Here is a 16,769-nt window from a genome sequence, read left to right as displayed (position 1 = left end):
ACGATGACCGCCACAGCCTGGGAAATACCCTGCGACCCCTCGGTAAAAATGTGATTTTTGATCTCCAGGCGCGAGGCCGCTGCATTTTATGCAACCGCGATGTCGCGATCGGGCTTGAATTATCACGCAAAGGTCGATCTTATGCCTAACGTAAGGTAAACGACGTCATCCGCGAAAAGCGGAAAAAGAAAATCAAAGGGAACGCATGTCATCGATCGCACCAGCATCTTCGGATATCGATACGGTTTCATTTCTCCGGCTAAACGCCAATTCCGATCCAAAGTCCGAAAATTCCACGAGCCAGGGCAAAACCACGAGCACCACGGTCAAGAAGGCATCGCCTTTTGCCTCTGACGGGACCACGACGGCAGCCATGACGATTTTCTCCTCTATATCGGCGCAGACGAGCAGTCCGAAGTTCGTTTCGCTGGCCGCCACGTCGAATGGCACGTCCCGCCCTACCGCGCCGATCCAGCCGGTCATCGATCTCCTGTTCAATTCCGATTTCATGAGCGAGATCAATCAGGGCTTCATGGAAGGGCTGAAGGACAAGGACAAATCCTTCGAGAGCATCGACGTCGTCAAAAACCCTCACAATTACACTGCCGAGCAGAAACTGATCATGTATCTCGATCTGCTTCAGACCAAGGCGACCTTCGGCCAATACAAGGACAGCCTCGGCGACAACCAGCGCGGCATCTACAACGACCAGGAGATCCTGAAGGATCTCGACAAGTCGATCGCCATCCTGGGCTCGGACCCCGACGTCAACTCGCTGATGACGGAGAAGGCGCTGAAGGCCTTCAAGCTGATCTTCTCCGGTTATCGCGTGGCGCCGCCCGATACGAACAAGGACGCTTCCGAGATCATCAACGACACGATAACGCGTGACGAGAAGATGAAGGACCTGCGTACGAAGGTCGAGGATGCCTTTGAGCGCGACATCGTCAATGGCGGCCTGCTGAATGACGGTCTCAAATCCGGCAAGGACGTCACCACCATTCTCAAGGAATATAATGCCGCCCTCGGCTTCTATTCCATGGTGCTTCCCGACGATTTCGTAAAGCAGCGCTCGGCGATTGCCGACAAGACCTATGCCGAATTCTTCGACAAGAACGTGCTGCCGACGATCTCCGATCCGACGACGGCGCTCGATGGCCTGATCCGCATGGGACTGGCCGGCAACAAGACCGAGCGGGAACTGAAGGGGCTCGGCTCCATCCTGCCGGTTGTGGATTTCGACCAGTCGCTCGGGCTCGGCGGGAGCCTGTTCCCCGATCTCAAGATCGACCTCGACGGTTTGAAAAAGGTTGCCGCTTCCGAATTCGGCAGCACCGTTCCCAACAATATCACCCACCTGTTCAACCCGACCATCCAGGCGATGGCCAACCAGTTTTACGGGGGAGACAGCCCCGAGGTGCGCGATCAGTTCAAGGCCGACGTCAAGGCGCTTCTCGGTCCGCTGCTCGACAAGGTAGGCGCCGGAGAAATCGGCATCGGCGATCTCGCCGGCAATCTGGAGCGCCTGACGTCGCGCCTGAGCGCACCCGGCGGCAAGGAGGTCTTGGGCTACCGCCATGCGGTGCAGACCGCGCTGGAAGGGCTCGTCATGGGCGCCAGCCTGGTCTCGAAGTTGCCGGCCAATCCGGAGTGGGACAAGAGCGTCTCGCCGCTGCCCTCCAGCAATCTCGCCAGCTATTCGTTCAACGACGTCATGGCGGCGATCATGATCGGCACCGGGCTGGCCGGCAAGGGCATTGCCGCCAACGGCTCAGACGGCGGGCGCTTCTTCGCCGGCAGCGGGGGCGACGCCTGGATCGCCGAGCGCATGTTCGCCACCAAGGACAATGGCTGGAGCAAGACCATCCAAAGTCTCGATCTGCCCTATATCGACAGCGAATATCTGACATCGAGCCTCAAGGACATGGGACTTTCCATGTCAGGCCTGATGAAGACGCTGATGCCCGGCACGGATGTGATCGATCCAATCATCGTCGACGGCAAGACCGCCGAAGAGGCGATCAAGAAGATCATCGCCCCGAGCCTCGACGCGCTGGCGGAAACCCTGTTCAAGGGCAATGCCGATGCCATGGCGCAATACAAGACCAATTTCACGACGATCTTCACCGCGCTTTGGGCGACGATGCGACCGGGCGGCAGCGTCGAAACGATCAAGGCCGACCTTGCCAAGCTGATCGACAAGACCGCGACGGCGGCGCCGGCAGGGGTCGATCCTGTCAAATACAAGGCGGCGCTCTCTTCCGGCGTGATGTCGGTGCTTACCGCATCCCGCTCCATCTATGCCGGCCTCAACATGACGAGCCCGACCTGGGACAGCATCGGCATCGTGGTTCTGCACGCCCTTGGCGCTCTCGCGCACATGGGCAGTGCGCTCGGCTCGGCGATCAAAGCCTCGAATTTTTCGCTGCTGGATGGGATCAGTTCACTCGTCGGCGTTTCCGACGAGCTGGCGCGGGCGCAGCGCAGCGTGCTCTCCGCCTTTTTCAAGAATACCGGGACGACGGTTGGCGCCGTTGCCGGCGTCGCTTGGCTGCCGGTGGAATATTACCAGTTCCTGCAGGGGCTCACGAGCGGCAAGGGCGATCCGGTCGATCTCATCTTCATGGGTATCGGAACCGCGGCGGACACGGTCGGCGCGATCGAGGGCATCGCAGGCGTTGCCAATATGCTGGTGAATTCCACCTTCCTCGGGCGCACGGGCGCAACGGTAGCGCTCGTCTCCGGCGCCTTCTCGCTCGCCTTCGCAGTCGCCTGCGCGGTGTCCTGGGCGGCCTGGGCGGGCTTTGCCATCTACCAGAGCATCAAGCAGGAAAAAGCCTTCCACAAGCAGACCGACATGATGAACGACATGCTTAAGCGCACTGTCAACGACACGGTCGGCATCTACGCCAAGACCGGCCCGATCGTCGGCGCCAAGGGCGGCGTCGCCCCCGCGCCCCGCGACCCGGAACAGCGCGAGCTGACCCCTGAGAACTGGGACGCGATCATCGCCGATATCGAGAAGCGCCGCGGTACGGCGGTGGGCTGATCCGGGACGCTTTCGCAACACCAAATATCTGGGTACTCACAGGCCCGGTTGGCGTAGAGGCGGTCGGGCCTGTGAACATTTGATAGCAATAATTGAAGTGTGAATTTCATGCGCAATCTGGATATCTGCTGCGCTTTATGGATAAAAACGTTCAATTTTAATATAAAGGTCGAGAAAGTTGTCAAAGCCGATTGTAATTTCCGAAAATTAACCATCGGTTAAGTTTAAACAATTGACCGGCCGTTTTTTTATCCATATCAAATCATGCATTCATTTTGATAACTCCTTGATGGAAGTGCTCATATGGCCGTAGATGCAGTGAACTCCGACCTGAACCTGGCGCCTGCAAACCCTGTCTCGGTGGAACTGACGATTGATAAGACGGGTTCCAAGGACACCACCGGCAGCACGACGAAAAAGGTCGATCCGAACAACGAGAGCGAGATTCTCTCCGCTGCCGTGGACGCGTTTCTGCCAGGCATGATTTCCAACACCCTGATGCTGAACAATTCGCTTTTCAATTTCGCCAAGGAGGCGATCGACGAAGGCAGCGACGAGTAGCGTTCCCGTTCATCGTTTGCAGTTGACGTGTACCGAGTTGAGGAATTGCAATGAGTGGAGAAGAACTTTGCGGCCGCGCCTTTACGCCGCCCGTCGACGGCGTATCGACAGGCAATGTGCTGAAGACCTCGGAGATCGTGGCGGAGCGGATCGGACTGCAACCGGCGGATTTCGCCGGCCTTCGACCAACCGAACTCACCTCCATTCCCAACATCCAGGGCCGCAAGATCGCGCCTGAGTCCGACGCCGTCCCGCCCTCCTATTCACCGGAAGGCAATACCAGGCCCTCCAGCATTCTCGACCGGCTGTCGGCATTCTTCATGCCGGTGGCCGGGAACGGCCAGCCGGAGACGCCGCTGGTGCGATTTGCCGCGGACAAGGATCACAGCGGCCCGAAGATCGAAGACATCACGACATCGATCGACCGGCTGGAGAAATCACAGCAATTCGCGACCGGCACGACGCTGCTGTCGTCACTCACCCAGTCGGTGATGTCGTCGTCCAAACGGCTGACGCAGGGCCAGTGAATATCATGATCACATCGGCCCTTGCGAGATCACCGATCACTTCGCCCGCGCGCAAAGTCCTTCCGAAGGCCGCCGTGCTCGCCCTCTGCCTGTTCCTCGCCGCCTGCAGCCAGGACGTGCTGACGGGACTCGATCAGCGCGATGCGCTGGATGCTCAGGTGCTGCTCGAACGCGCCGGCATCTCCGTCACCATGAAGAGCGAAAAGGGCGGGACCTATGCGATCACCGCTGAAACAGCCGATCATGCCCGGGCGATCGAGCTGCTGGCGGGCGCCGGTCTGCCGCGTCAGTCGTTCGGAAATGTCGCCGAACTCTTTCCCGGCAACGGCTTCCTCGTGACGCCTTACGAACAGAAAGCCCGGATGAGCTACGCCACCGAGCAGCAGCTTGCCGAAACGCTTTCGGGGCTTGACGGCGTGGCGACGGCGCGCGTCCATGTGGTGCTGCCGGAGGAGAACGGCCGCGGGCTCATCAAGGAGAAGGCGAGGGCGGCGGCCGTGCTGCAATATCGCCCCGGCGCCAATCTCAACGAGATCGACATGAAGAGCCGATCCGTTCTGGTCAACAGCATCCGCGACCTCTCATATGAAGATGTTTCGGTGGTGGTCAGCCCCTGGTCGGAGGTCGGCGCGCCGGCGGTACCGGCGGCAGCCGCAGCGCCCGCCCCAGCAGCACCAGTGACGCCGGCACCCGCTGCAGCGCCATTCTCGATGGTGCAAAGCGCTCTCTCGGCTTTCAAAGGCCCCAATCTGGCCGTGATCGGCGCCATCATCCTCGCTATCGGGGCATGCCTGCTGCTGCTATTGCCGCAGCGGAAGGAGCGCTGAGCATGCGCACGCCGCGTTCGGACGGCGAGGCGATCTCGGATGCGGCGAGGATCCGCAAGGCAGCGCTGCTTTCCGCGGATATGCTGACGGCCGCCCGATGGGATGGGACCGCGCCGCTCCTTGCCGATGGGTCTACCCTGTCGTCGCGGCTGCACCGGCGGCTTTTCACTGAGATCGCGGAAGCCCATGGCGACCCCGCCACATTTGCCGACGGCGCCCGCCGCCTGATTTCCATGGACGCGGGCGGACGCGCAACGGCCGCGCTCCGGGCGGGCCTCGCCTATCATCTCGCAGCCTTCTGCCCCGCGGTCGATCGCCCGACCCTTGCGAGGCTCAAGGCCGTCTACGGCGAGGAAGCGGTCGCATTCGCCCTCGGCCACATCAATCTTTCCACGGCAACGCCGCCGCTTGATCTGTTGAGCGAGCAGGCAAGGCATGTCGTCGAGGCCGATGGCTGGTCGATGCTGACGCTTCTGGCAGACGAATACCGGATCTCCGCGGCATGGCGGTGGGCGGGCTGGCGCGATATGGCCGAAAACGGCTCGGCTTCCCTCTTAAAGAGCCCGGCGCTCGTTCTGGCGACGGCCGCTGTCGACGAGGTCGCCTCCATACAGGAAGGCGCCGGACGATGAGCTCGGGATTTGCACGCCACGACCGCATCATTCCGGCGGAGAGTTTCGGCCAGATCAGAGAGGCGGCGCAAATTCTGGAGGCTGCCCGCCACGACGCCGCCCAATCGCAGGCGACACTTGCCGCCGCCAGCGCGCAGGCCGCCCAAAACGGCTATCGCGACGGGTTCGAACAGGGCGTTCGCGATGCCGCCGCACGGCTTGCCGCCTCGCTCGGAAAAGCCGAACAGGAAATTGCCAATCTCGACAGCTGGGTCGAGGCGGTGGTTCTGAAATCGGTCGGATTGATCCTCGGATCGATGGAGGCCGACGAGCGCACGAGGCGATTGGTCCGCCACGCCATATCCCAGACCGCTGAGGCCCAGGAGATCACCCTGCATGTCGCCCCCGACGATGCCGCCATGATCGCCCGGGCAATTGCGGATATCGATCATCGCATCACGATCGAGACGGATCCGCTGATGTCTGCCGGCGAGATTATTCTGGAGACGTCGGCGGGACGCAGCCAGATCGGCTTGAAAGACCAGCTCGCCACCGTGATCGAGGCCCTCGTCCATGGTTGACGCGTTACTTCGGATGGAGCGGACACTCGAACAAACGGACGTGCGGCGGCAGAGCGGGCGCGTAAAGAGTGTTTCGGGCCTGCTGGTGCGGGCGCTCATCCCCTCGGTTCGGATCGGCGAGCTCTGCGAACTGCATGAGCCGGGCAGGGGTCGCATCGGCCTTGCCGATGTCGTCGGCATCGACGGCGAGACGGCGCTTCTCTCGCTTCACGGCGAAACCCGCGGCATCTCCCACCGCACGGAAATCGTCCCGACCGGCCGGGAACCGGCCGTTTCCGTCGGCAATTTCCTGCTCGGCGCGATCGTCGACGCACATGGCAATATCCTGCGTCCCTCCGCCAACCCCGCCGGCGAGGACGCGCGCTTCCTGCAGCCGCTCTATGGCCAGCCGGTCGATCCTCTGTCGCGCCGCCCTATCCGCCAGCCGTTTACCTCGGGAATTGCCGCCCTGGACGGATTGCTGACCTGCGGCCAGGGCCAGCGCATCGGTATTTTCGGCGCGCCTGGCGCCGGCAAGTCGACGCTGGTGTCCCAGATCGTCGCCAACAACAAGGCCGATGTGATCGTCTGCGCCCTAGTCGGCGAACGCGGACGCGAGGTCGGCGAATTCGTTGCCGGCAACATGCCGGAAGGTGTCCCCTCGAATGTGGCGCTGGTTGTCGCCACATCCGATCGCCCGGCGCTGGAGCGGTTCAAGGCGGTGATGACGGCAACGGCGATCGCCGAGTATTTTCGCGAGCAGGGAAAACATGTGCTGCTCGTCATCGACAGCGTCACCCGCATGGCCCGCGCCTTGCGCGAAGTCGGGCTTGCCGCCGGCGAACCGCCGGTGCGACGCGGCTTTCCGCCTTCCGTATTCGCCGTCCTGCCGCAGATCTTCGAGCGCGCCGGCAACAGCGCAAACGGCACGATGACGGCTTTCTATACGGTCCTCGTCGAAGGCGAAGAGCAGGACGATCCGATTGCCGAAGAAACCAGATCGCTGCTGGACGGCCATATCGTGCTCTCCGACAAGATTGCCAGGGCGGGCAATTTTCCGGCGATCGATGTGCTGGCCAGCCGAAGCCGGACGATGAGCGCAGTGGTGAGCGAGAGCCATCGCCAGGCAGCCGACAGGCTGCGCGCCCTGCTTGCCCTCTATGACGAGGTGGAACTGCTGATCCGCGTCGGCGAATATCGCCAGGGGCGCGACGCCGCCGTCGACGAGGCCGTCGCCAAACACGGGCTCATCCAGCGCTTCCTGTTTAACGGCCAGGGCAAGCCGCAGCCGTTCGGCACAATCGTCGAAGCGCTCGAGGAGCTTGTCCGATGAATATCGCCGCGCCCGCATGGCCCCGCTCATCGATGGCCGGGAGCTTCTTTTCCCGTTCCGGCACGACGATGCGCGCCGCCTGGCAAATTCCGGTCCGGGAGCAGACGCTTTCCGTTCGCCCACTGTCCCCCGATATCGCAGCCACGCGGATCGTCGATCCGGTCGGTCTTCTCTGCCGCATCGGCGAACGGGAGCAGATGCTGATTGCGTCGGCCGGCGCATTGCGGTTGCTGGCCGAAAGGCTTGAACCGCTGCTCCTCTGGGAAAAACTGTCGCCGCATGAACAGGCGGCGGTGGTCGAACATCAGTTCGTCGAGGCCTTCGAGGCAATCGAGAACAAGATCGGCATCAGCCTGTCGCTGCTGCAGATCGGTGCAGAGCCGCAGCCGGATTCCAGCGGCAATTTCGGCTTCGAAATCGGCTGGAGCGGCATGAGCCTGCCCTTGAGCGGCCGTTTCGATGAAACCTTCCTTGCCGGCCTCGTCGGCTGGGCAAGCCGCCTGCCGCGCCGCACGCTCAAAGCCCTGACGACGGCGGTCAACATCCGGCGCGGTTATGCCGTGCTGTCGGTCGGTGAGATCAAATCCCTGCGATTGGGGGACGGCATCGTCATCGATGGGGGGGCAGCGGAGACCGTGGTCGCGATCACCGGTGAACGTTACCTTGCAACCTGCATGCGCTCGGACAAAGGCGCGGTCCTCACCCAGCCGCTGCTGTCGACGCCAACCGGACCAATGAGGCATTTCATGACGAATGAAACCGTCGATCAGGAATTGCAGGGCGAGCCGCGTCCGTCGCCTGTCGACAGCATCCCGATCAAGCTGGTCTTCGATGCAGGACGGCTGGAACTGCCGCTGCGCACACTCGAGACGATCGGCGAGGGCTATGTGTTCAACCTCGACAGGCCATTGTCGGACGCCGTCGATATCATCGCCCAGGGCCGCATTATCGGACGAGGCGAAATCATTTCCGTGGATGGGTTGAGCGCCGTTCGCGTGACAGCGCTGCACGACTGATGGAACAGACCTTTCCCCTTGCCCAGAGCCTCGTGGCGATGGCGGCGATCTCGATGCTGCCTGTCATCGCCGTGATTGCGACGTCCTTCACCAAGATTTCGGTGGTTCTGCTGATCGTGCGCAATGCGATCGGCATTCAGCAGACGCCGCCGAACCTGCTGGTCTTCGCCATCGCCATCGTGCTCTCCGCCTTCGTGATGAACCCGGTGCTGCAAAACAGCTGGCAATTGCTGCTGGCCCATAGCGGCGATTTCGGCACGGTCAGTGGCATGGCGGACGGCATGATCAAAGTGGCGGCGCCGCTGAAGGATTTCATGCTGAAATTTTCCGACGCCGAGGTGCGCGACTTTTTCGTGCAGGCGTCGCAGAAGATCTGGGCAAACGCGCCGGCAACCTCCATTGCCTCCGACGACATAACCGTGCTGACGCCGAGCTTCCTCGTTTCGGAACTGACGCGGGCCTTTGAAATCGGATTTCTGATCTATCTGCCCTTCCTGATGATCGACTTCGCCGTCTCCGCCATTCTGGTGGCGCTCGGCATGCAGATGATGTCCCCGACCGTGGTGTCGACACCGCTGAAGCTGCTGCTGTTCGTCTCGATCGACGGCTGGCGGCGATTGCTGGAAGGTCTGGTGCTGTCCTATGCGCAGTGAACATCCCGCCTTCACGCAAGCCCCGGTTCGAGCGCCTGCCGCGCCCACGCGAAAGGCCTGCCGTCATGGGTGAAGACCAGGTCGCAGCTGAAATCGGCATGTCCGTCATGGCGACCTTCGCCTTGGCCGGCCCCATTCTAGGCCTGGCCGCGCTTCTCGGGCTGATCATCGCCATTTTCCAGGCGGCAACGCAAATCCAGGAGCAGACCATCGCGCAGATCGTCAAGATTTTCGTGATCTCCATCACCCTGCTGCTGTTCGGCCGGGTGCTGGCAACGCCGCTGATCGAACATTCCGTTCATATCCTCAACGACTTCCCGACCATGGTTCAGTGAGGCGGGGCGGATGGGGCCGGATCATCTTCCGCTCGTCGGCATCGAGGTCGCGGCACCGGCCGCAGCCATGCTCGGCGCCGCCCGCGCGCTCGGGATCCTGCTGATCTTCCCGATCTTCTCGCTGTTCAGCATCGTCGGCATTCTGCGTTTCGGCCTGGCAATCGGCCTTTCGGCGCCCTCCGTCGCCTTCGCCTATTCGGTGCTGGCTATCGGAGATACGTCCTGGTTCGATCTGGCCGCCCTTTCGATGAAGGAACTTTGCTTCGGGGCGCTTATCGGCATGGGGCTCGGCATTCCCTTTTGGGCGGCCCAGGCGGCGGGTGATATGACCGATGTCTATCGCGGCGCCAATGCCGCCAATCTCTTCGACCAGATCAACGCGCTGGAAACCGCGCCGCTCGGCTCGCTGATGATGTCGATCGCCCTGGTGATTTTCGTCAGCGCCGGCGGCATCATCGATCTGGTCGCGATTTTCTACAAGTCGTTCGAGTTCTGGCCGCTCTTCAAGCTCATGCCCACCATCCCCGATGATCCGCTCGACATGATCCTCGGTGTATTCGGCCGGCTGTTCAAAGCGGCCGGATTGCTTGCCGCCCCGTTCATGATCGTCACCTGCGCGCTCGAATTGTCGCTGGCCTTCGTTGGCCGCTCGTCGAAACAATTCCCGCTGAACGATAGCCTGCCGGCCATCAAGAACTTCGCGGTCGTGGTCATTCTTGTCATCTACACGGCCTTCATCTCCAGTTATTTCCACGATCTCTGGATCGATGGATTCAACGAGGTGAAAGCCATGCTGGAGGTGGCTGATGGCCAAAAATGACGATACCGAGGAAAAAACCCTGCCGCCGAGCCGGGTGAAGCTCGATCGGCTCCGGCGCGAGGGCCAGGTTCCCCGCTCGAAGGAAATCCCGGTTGCGATCTCCGTCCTTGCCATCGCCGTCTACGTCACCTGGGGCTTGCCTGATATCCTCGAGGATTTCACCCGCAGTTTCGATAGCGGCCTGCAGTCCGCCGCGCGGGCCGACCTCTCCGACGCCGTCACTGTCGGCTTGAGCGAAACCGGCGTGGCGCTGCTCGATCTCATCTGGCTGCCGCTTGCCATGGGTCTTGCCGCGACCATCCTGGTGTCGATCCTCGACGGGCAGGGGTTTCCCGTATCGTTCAAACATATGAGCTTCGATTTCACCCGGCTCAATCCGTTCGAGGGCATCAAGAGGCTTTTTTCGCTCGCGAGCATCGCCGAGTTCGTCAAGGGGCTCGTCAAGTTTGTCCTGCTCGCCACCGCCGGCGGCGGTGCGATCCTCTATTTCCTCAACAGCATCTTCTGGTCGCCTCTTTGCGGAGAAGCATGCACGCTCTCCACGACAGCCCATCTCCTCGGCTCAATCCTCGTCATTGCCGCCGGCATCATGGTGGCGGCGGCGCTTTTCGATATCCGCATTTCGCGCGCGCTGTTCAGGCACGAACACCGCATGACCAAGACCGAGGCGCGGCGCGAATACAAGGATACCCAGGGGGACCCGAAGCTTAAATCGGCGCGCCGGCAGATCGGCGCGGAAATGCGCAGCAGCCCGCCGCGCAGGCAAGGGCCAGGCCGGCAATGAAAAGCGGGAGCTTGAGGCGCCCGCTTTTTCTTCACTTTGTCATCCCGGTGCTCAAGCGTCTCAGACGCCCGACTGGTTGTCACCCACACGCGTCCAGTTCTTCACTTTGTCCAGCGTGATATCGGAGAGGAACGTCACGCTGGCAAGCGAGCTATCGGTGCGGAAGACGTTGCTGCCGTTGGAGAACGCCCCGCCATCGATGGTGACGTCGGCGTCGATCTGCTTGCCGCCGTTGGTGCGCACGAGCGTGGTAAAGCCGTCAGCGACGAAATCCTTCAGATAGAACCTCGTGTCGGCATTGATCTGGAAGATCTTGTCGGTCGCGCCCTTGGCGGAGCCACCGATAATAGTGACGTCGCCGGCGCTTTTTACCGTCAGCGCATCCTCGCCGACATTCTGCCAATTGACGTTTTCGAGCGTCGCGCCGCCATAGACGTGAATGCCGTCGGCGCCATTCTCGCCGAGATCGACATTCTTGAGCGTCGCGCCGTTCTTGAGAATGAACAGCGGCGATTGGGTTTCGGACTGGCCGCCATCGCCGAGCTTGGACGAGGCCGTATAGGTCGCGCCCTTGCCGTCGAACACGCCGCCATCCACGACGATCGGCTCGTTGACGACGATGACGCTGCCCTCTTTCGAGAGGTCGGGTTTTTCCGTCGTGGTCTGCAAAGTCGTGGCCTGTTTCTCGTCGGATGGATCCGCCTTCTTGGAGTCGGATTGCCAGTTGATGTGCTTGCGCAGCAGATCCTTGGGGTCGGAATCCATGCCGTTTTCCGACGTTTCCCGCGACTTCGGCACATAGGAGGTCAGCGTCGGCGGGTTGCCGGAGAAATCTTCGAAGGGCGAGACCTTGCGGGTTCGGATGGCGGTGAAATCCGTGTCCGTCCTATTGCTGCCGCCAAGGCAACCGGACTCAAGGTCGAAACGGGAGGTTCTGTCGAAGTCTATGGGCCTTTGTCCATCTACGCCACACATTGCATTCATCCCCAGTTGGTCTCGTCTACTTCACTTGCTCTATCAGCCCGGCCTTTGTTTGGAGCCGGCAGCGTTCCGGATTTGCCCGATCTCTCCGATGGTTTCGATCGTTATATCCCTGTCGATCTCCTCCGCCGCCAGCACCGGAATGCGGCAGTTGTGGTGGATCATCAGCGTCTGGGTGAGCAGGCGCCACTCGCCCGGCACGATGATGACGGGATCGTATCCCCGCTCGTTGGCGTCCTCGAGAGCCTGCCTGGCTTTCTCGGCCAGCAGGCGCAGCCTTTCGGCTATCTCGATCTTCTCGGTCGCTCCAGCGGCGTCATAGGAGCGGATGAAGTGGTCCCATTCGGCGGGAAGCACCAGCGCCGGCAGCAATCCGCGCCGGTCGAGAAGCCCGAAGGCAATCTGCTTGACCAGCGCGGCGCGCGCCATTTCGGCCAGGGCATCCGGCGCGTGATCGGTGCCGGCGTGCAGCATCACTTCCAGCAGTCCGCGCGGCTGGGAAAGCGTCACGCCGGAATCCAGCAGGCGTCTGACGACCGCGACCGTCAGCATCAGCGGCACCTGGGTGGCGACGTCGATCGCCAGTTTGCCGAGACGCGGTTCGAGGCTGCCCAGCCATTGTGCCGCGTCGTCGACGCTGAACAGGGCGCCGATATGGCGGCGGACGATGCGCACGATGTCGTCGGCAATCTGTTCGGCCGTCCGTTCGGGACCGCAGCTGACGAGACCGGCGGGCACGTTTTCGACCTGGAGGTGGATCAGATCCTCGGCCATGCGGGGATCGGCGTTGAACGTCGGCACCGTCACGGAGACGCCGACGGCGCGCGCCGCCATGCGGATCCGCCCGTCCAGCATTTCGCCGAGTCGCATCGCCTCAAGCCGCGCCAGCGTTTCCACCGCGACGGTGGCGATGACGGGATCGCCATATTTCGTCCTGTCGAGCGGATAGGAATTGGCGCTTTCCACGGCATTCGCCGATCCGGCCGCGGCTGGGCCGGCGCGCCGGCGATGCACCATGAAGGCAAGGCCCGCCAGACACAGGCCGATCGCGCCGAGCACGCCTGTGGGAAATCCCGGGACGAAGCCCGCGCAGATCGTCAGCGCCGCCGCAATAGCCAATGCACGGGGCTCCCGGAAGAGTTCGCGGCCGATATCGCTGCCGAGACTGCCGTTGCCGTCATCGGACACGCGGGTCACGACGATACCGGCCGAGACTGCCATCAGAATGGACGGAATCTGCGACACCAGACCGTCGCCGATCGACAACAGCGTATAGAGATGGGCCGCCTCGGCAAAGCTCAGGCCCTTCTGGAAGATACCGATCGCCAGGCCGCCGATGAGATTGACGGCGACGATCACCAATCCTGCGACCGCATCGCCCTTGACGAAGCGCATCGCGCCGTCCATCGCCCCGAAGAACTGGCTCTCCTGTTCGAGGCGCGACCGGCGCTTCTGCGCGGCTTCCGTGGTGATATGGCCGTTGCGCAGGTCGCTGTCGATGGCGAGCTGCTTGCCCGGCATGGCGTCGAGCGTGAAACGCGCGCCGACCTCGGCGATGCGCTCGGCGCCCTTCGTCACCACGATGAACTGCACCAGCGCCACGATCAGGAAAATGATCAGCCCGACGACGACATTTCCCGCAACGACGAAATCGCCGAAGGCCATGATGATCTCGCCGGCATCGGCGTCCGCCAGCACGAGCCGGGTCGAGGAAATCGTCAAGGCCAGGCGGAACAGCGTGCCGATCAGAATGACCGCGGGAAAGGTCGAGATTTCGAGGACGCTCTTCAGATAGGTCGTGGTGATCAGCACCACGAAAGCGAAGGAGAGATTGAAAGCGATCAGCACGTCCAGAACGATTGTCGGAAGCGGCAGCACCAGCATCGTCACGACGGAGGCGAAAAACACCGCAAGCAGCATATCGGTGCGTTGCGCAAGCATGGCGATGGCGGATGACCTTACCTTCATGATCCGGCTTCCGACGCCATCGCCTATTCTTGTTCGCTGCTGGAAATTTCGGCGAGCTTCGGCTCGGCACTGCCGGCGGGGGCGAAATTGACCGTATCGTCCTCATTGTCGCGGGAAACGGTCATCTGGTCTTTGCCGATCTCCTTGATCCGCCAGCCGCTCGAAACGACATCGCCTTCCTCGTAGCGGCGGCCGTCGGAGCCGATGATGAATCTGACGGGCGTATAGCCGGCGGCGGCGACGAAGCCGTCGAGACCGGAAGAGAGGGCGGTGAGATCGACGATGGAAACGGAACCGCGCCGGCTCATCGAGGCGATGATGCTGCGCAGCTTGGCCTTGTCGGGCAGGCCGAGAGGGCGCGATCCTTCGCCGATGCGAATTTCGTCGGCGGTGGCGACGATGCTCAGATCTTGGGGAAGCTGAGCCATACGAATGACCTGGCGGATTTCGGCAGCAATTGCCGCCGATGACGGCGCCGGTTCCGGCGCGGCGGAAACCCTGACGAGCGGGGCTTCGTGAGCCGGCGCATCGCTGTTGTAAAGCCCGGCCAGCAAAAGCAACGCCGCCAGCCCGAGAAGGCCGGCAGCCGCAATCCGGCGTGGCGCGAACCGCACGCGCCCGGCGCCGAGAGCTTCGAGTTCGCAGGCCGTGCCGTCGAAGGAGATGGTCTGCCTCTTCGTAAGGGTCATCGTCCGATCGCGTGGGATGGAACGACCGTCGATCACGACGTCATCCCGCAGCGCGGTCAACGACACCGTGTCGGAGCCGCGGGAGCGCTGCAGACTGATGGCAAAGGCGGGTTCCGGTTTGGCGCCGAGGATGATCAGGTCGCAATCGGCGCTGCCGCCGACCACCTGCCGCTCCGCCGTCAGCGGCAGATTGGAGCTGCGCCCGGCGCGCGTGATGCGCAAGACTGGTCCGCCGCTGCCTGACGCAGCGTTGCCGGCGTTACCTCTGAATGTCGGCGAAGAGGAATCTAGATCCATAACCATCTTGTTCCCGAACCGTCCGTCGAGCGGCTTTTATTGTCTTCGAGAGCGGGGAAGCGAGACGGGCGAACCCGTCTCGCCATTGTTTCAATCAGCCTGGGCCGATCTTCTTGATGGCGTTTGCGACGCCGTTGATCTTGGTGATTTCGGTTGCAACCTTCAGGCTCTGCTCGGTCGCTTCGTTCTGGGCCGACTTGAAGGCGGAAATCGCCGAGCCGATGCCCGCATCAAGTGTCGAAGTACTAGCCATGTCTTGAACTCCTTGCATGGTTTTGGCGGCCAGAACCTTGCAGAATTCAAGATCGAATTCAATAGCTTATGTTAAAAAGTTATTAATTCGCGATATGTACAACAAATGCGCGAAATGGATATCCGTCCTGTTCCCAGCGGGCCGATGATCTGCAACAGTAGATCAGATAATTATTAATAGATTGGATTTCGCAGCCCCTGCCTTCATTCGTTCATTAGTTGTCGGGCGATATCCGGATCGTGAGGTAAACTCAGATGTTTGCGCGTTTTGTTTACATGGCCGCTATCGGACTGCTGGCCTCCTTTCCTCCACCGGCCGGCGCCAGCGAGCGGGAGGTGCGCCTGGATGTCGTCTCCCTGCCGCTTGGCGATGTCGTCCAGACGCTGTCCTTCATGTCCGGCATCCCGGTCACGACAGTCGGGACGCTGAGCGGCAAGGTCGAGCATTGGTCCGTCCGGGAAAGCGGAGCCAAGGCCTTTGTCAAGCTTGGCGATGCCAGCAATCTCTTCGTCGCCTATGACGGCAGCCGCATCATCATCGCGCCGAAGCAGGAGGTCTCCACCGTTGTCCTCGATCGCGGCGGCCGCAGCTGGAAGACCGAGCAAAACGCCATTCGCGCGCTGTTCCCGCTGCTGCCGGACGATGCGCTGCGTGAAGATCCCGCCAGCGGCTTGGTGCTGGTGCGCGGGCCCGCCGTCTTCACCAAGGCCGTCGAAGACGTGCTGAGCCGGCAGCAAGCCGACAGCATCAAGGTCATCAAGGGCGGCCAGCTGGAAATCCTGACGACGAACAACGGTGCCTGAGCGGCTGATATGAAGGCGTTGAAATCTCTCAGGCAGTTGCTGCAGATCCGCAGCCTGCGGGCGGACAATCTTTCCCGCAGCCTCTCCGAGGCGCGGGCGGATGCCGAAAGCGCGCGGGAGCGGGAAACGAAAGCCTCCGAAGCGCTCGACATCGCGGCAAGCCGGGCCGCCGGCAATCCTGTCGTCGACGTATTACGCAAGAGTGGTGTCATCGCCGCCGCCGAGCTTCAGGACGCGCTGATGCGACAATCCGTATTGCGCAGCCATGAAGCCGATGCCGGCCTATCGCTTGCGCAACACAAAGCCGCCCGGCGCGCCGCGCAAGAGCGGGCAGAACACGTCGCCGCCGATTTTTCGCGAGCACAGAAGGCGGTATTGCGCGTCGAATTTTCGCTTGAAGCAGCGGAGAAAATCGACCGGTAGGGAGCTAAGAACCAGCAGATGAACCAACCGGCTTCTGTTCTTCCATCTCTTCATCGACAATCGAGCTGACGAGGGCAACGACCCGGCTGCGCACACGCGGAGAAAGGAGCAAAACGTCGTCTATCAGACGCCGTCCCTCCGCCGTGGAAATATAGGCAATCTTCTCATCGATCTCTGTTATGATTTGCTGGCCCTGAGTGGTTTCGGGATCTGGAAGACCTTCGAAAAACCTCGAAACAGGGATCTTGAGGCAATTGGCAAGCTCGTAGAGCATCGAAG

Annotated in this window: 19 protein-coding genes and 1 pseudogene; 14 read left to right on the top strand and 6 right to left on the bottom strand. The window is 61.8% G+C overall.

From position 1 onward, the window contains the following. Positions 1–192: 192 nt before the first annotated feature. Complete coding sequence (locus ATY75_RS35195; protein ID WP_245317629.1) at positions 193–483, bottom strand: hypothetical protein; 291 nt, start codon at positions 481–483, stop codon at positions 193–195. 25 nt (positions 484–508) lie between these two features. Here ATY75_RS35195 and ATY75_RS24745 point away from each other — a divergent pair, with 25 nt between their 5' ends. From ATY75_RS24745 to ATY75_RS24690, 12 genes are all read left to right on the top strand, one after another. Then, positions 509–3,049: a hypothetical protein gene (locus ATY75_RS24745; RefSeq protein ID WP_245317628.1), complete on the top strand. Its 2,541-nt coding sequence runs from the start codon at positions 509–511 to the stop codon at positions 3,047–3,049. A gap of 303 nt (positions 3,050–3,352) precedes the next feature. Next, positions 3,353–3,610, top strand: a complete 258-nt coding sequence (locus tag ATY75_RS24740; RefSeq protein ID WP_088939574.1) for a hypothetical protein — start codon at positions 3,353–3,355, stop codon at positions 3,608–3,610. Positions 3,611–3,660: 50 nt separating this feature from the next. After that, positions 3,661–4,137 (top strand): hypothetical protein, encoded by a 477-nt coding sequence (locus ATY75_RS24735; RefSeq protein WP_088939573.1) that lies wholly within the window; start codon positions 3,661–3,663, stop codon positions 4,135–4,137. After that, a complete protein-coding gene (sctJ, locus tag ATY75_RS24730) occupies positions 4,134–4,964 on the top strand; it encodes a type III secretion inner membrane ring lipoprotein SctJ (RefSeq protein WP_088939572.1) in 831 nt (276 codons plus the stop codon). The genes ATY75_RS24735 and sctJ overlap by 4 nt, the downstream gene beginning before the upstream one ends. Before the next feature lie 2 nt (positions 4,965–4,966). Then, positions 4,967–5,596 carry a hypothetical protein gene (locus ATY75_RS24725; RefSeq protein WP_088939571.1) on the top strand — a complete coding sequence of 210 codons (630 nt, stop codon included), beginning with the start codon at positions 4,967–4,969 and terminating at the stop codon, positions 5,594–5,596. Next, positions 5,593–6,156 carry a type III secretion system stator protein SctL gene (gene sctL / locus ATY75_RS24720; protein WP_088939570.1) on the top strand — a complete coding sequence of 188 codons (564 nt, stop codon included), beginning with the start codon at positions 5,593–5,595 and terminating at the stop codon, positions 6,154–6,156. The genes ATY75_RS24725 and sctL overlap by 4 nt, the downstream gene beginning before the upstream one ends. Then, the gene (locus tag ATY75_RS24715) at positions 6,149–7,468 is read left to right on the top strand and encodes a FliI/YscN family ATPase (RefSeq protein WP_088939569.1); all 1,320 of its coding nucleotides are present in this window, start codon (positions 6,149–6,151) and stop codon (positions 7,466–7,468) included. The genes sctL and ATY75_RS24715 overlap by 8 nt, the downstream gene beginning before the upstream one ends. Next, positions 7,465–8,484, top strand: coding sequence for a type III secretion system cytoplasmic ring protein SctQ (gene sctQ / locus ATY75_RS24710; protein ID WP_088939568.1), 1,020 nt, complete (start codon positions 7,465–7,467; stop codon positions 8,482–8,484). Before ATY75_RS24715 ends, sctQ begins: the two co-directional genes overlap by 4 nt. Further along, positions 8,484–9,137: a type III secretion system export apparatus subunit SctR gene (sctR, locus tag ATY75_RS24705; RefSeq protein ID WP_037145374.1), complete on the top strand. Its 654-nt coding sequence runs from the start codon at positions 8,484–8,486 to the stop codon at positions 9,135–9,137. Before sctQ ends, sctR begins: the two co-directional genes overlap by 1 nt. A gap of 65 nt (positions 9,138–9,202) precedes the next feature. Beyond that, the gene (locus ATY75_RS24700) at positions 9,203–9,472 is read left to right on the top strand and encodes a flagellar biosynthetic protein FliQ (protein ID WP_004672590.1); all 270 of its coding nucleotides are present in this window, start codon (positions 9,203–9,205) and stop codon (positions 9,470–9,472) included. Positions 9,473–9,482: 10 nt separating this feature from the next. Continuing rightward, on the top strand, positions 9,483–10,292 hold the full coding sequence (locus ATY75_RS24695) for a flagellar biosynthetic protein FliR (RefSeq protein ID WP_088939567.1): 810 nt from the start codon (positions 9,483–9,485) through the stop codon (positions 10,290–10,292). Then, positions 10,279–11,076, top strand: a complete 798-nt coding sequence (locus ATY75_RS24690) for an EscU/YscU/HrcU family type III secretion system export apparatus switch protein (RefSeq protein ID WP_088939566.1) — start codon at positions 10,279–10,281, stop codon at positions 11,074–11,076. The genes ATY75_RS24695 and ATY75_RS24690 overlap by 14 nt, the downstream gene beginning before the upstream one ends. A 60-nt stretch (positions 11,077–11,136) precedes the next feature. Here the strand turns inward: ATY75_RS24690 and ATY75_RS24685 are convergent, their stop codons facing one another. From ATY75_RS24685 to ATY75_RS34735, 4 genes are all read right to left on the bottom strand, one after another. Continuing rightward, on the bottom strand, positions 11,137–12,051 hold the full coding sequence (locus ATY75_RS24685; RefSeq protein WP_088939565.1) for a pectate lyase: 915 nt from the start codon (positions 12,049–12,051) through the stop codon (positions 11,137–11,139). A gap of 42 nt (positions 12,052–12,093) precedes the next feature. Next, positions 12,094–14,025, bottom strand: coding sequence for a flagellar biosynthesis protein FlhA (locus ATY75_RS24680; RefSeq protein WP_088939564.1), 1,932 nt, complete (start codon positions 14,023–14,025; stop codon positions 12,094–12,096). Between the two features lie 23 nt (positions 14,026–14,048). Next, entirely contained in the window at positions 14,049–14,936 is an 888-nt protein-coding gene (locus ATY75_RS24675; RefSeq protein ID WP_245317627.1) for a hypothetical protein, read from the bottom strand. 169 nt (positions 14,937–15,105) lie between these two features. Beyond that, a complete protein-coding gene (locus ATY75_RS34735) occupies positions 15,106–15,264 on the bottom strand; it encodes a hypothetical protein (RefSeq protein ID WP_004672595.1) in 159 nt (52 codons plus the stop codon). A 254-nt stretch (positions 15,265–15,518) separates the two neighbouring features. Here ATY75_RS34735 and ATY75_RS24670 point away from each other — a divergent pair, with 254 nt between their 5' ends. Together ATY75_RS24670 and ATY75_RS24665 are read left to right on the top strand one after the other, a co-directional pair. Then, entirely contained in the window at positions 15,519–16,067 is a 549-nt protein-coding gene (locus ATY75_RS24670; RefSeq protein ID WP_008534289.1) for a hypothetical protein, read from the top strand. Positions 16,068–16,076: 9 nt separating this feature from the next. Next, complete coding sequence (locus ATY75_RS24665; RefSeq protein ID WP_008534291.1) at positions 16,077–16,490, top strand: hypothetical protein; 414 nt, start codon at positions 16,077–16,079, stop codon at positions 16,488–16,490. A gap of 4 nt (positions 16,491–16,494) precedes the next feature. Here ATY75_RS24665 and ATY75_RS24660 read toward each other — a convergent pair. Further along, positions 16,495–16,769, bottom strand: a pseudogene (locus ATY75_RS24660) (XRE family transcriptional regulator); the annotation flags it as partial.

This window comes from Rhizobium sp. N122, from assembly GCF_002211295.1.
Taxonomy (GTDB): Bacteria; Pseudomonadota; Alphaproteobacteria; order Rhizobiales; family Rhizobiaceae; genus Rhizobium.
This window is presented reverse-complemented; position numbering and strand designations above follow the sequence as displayed.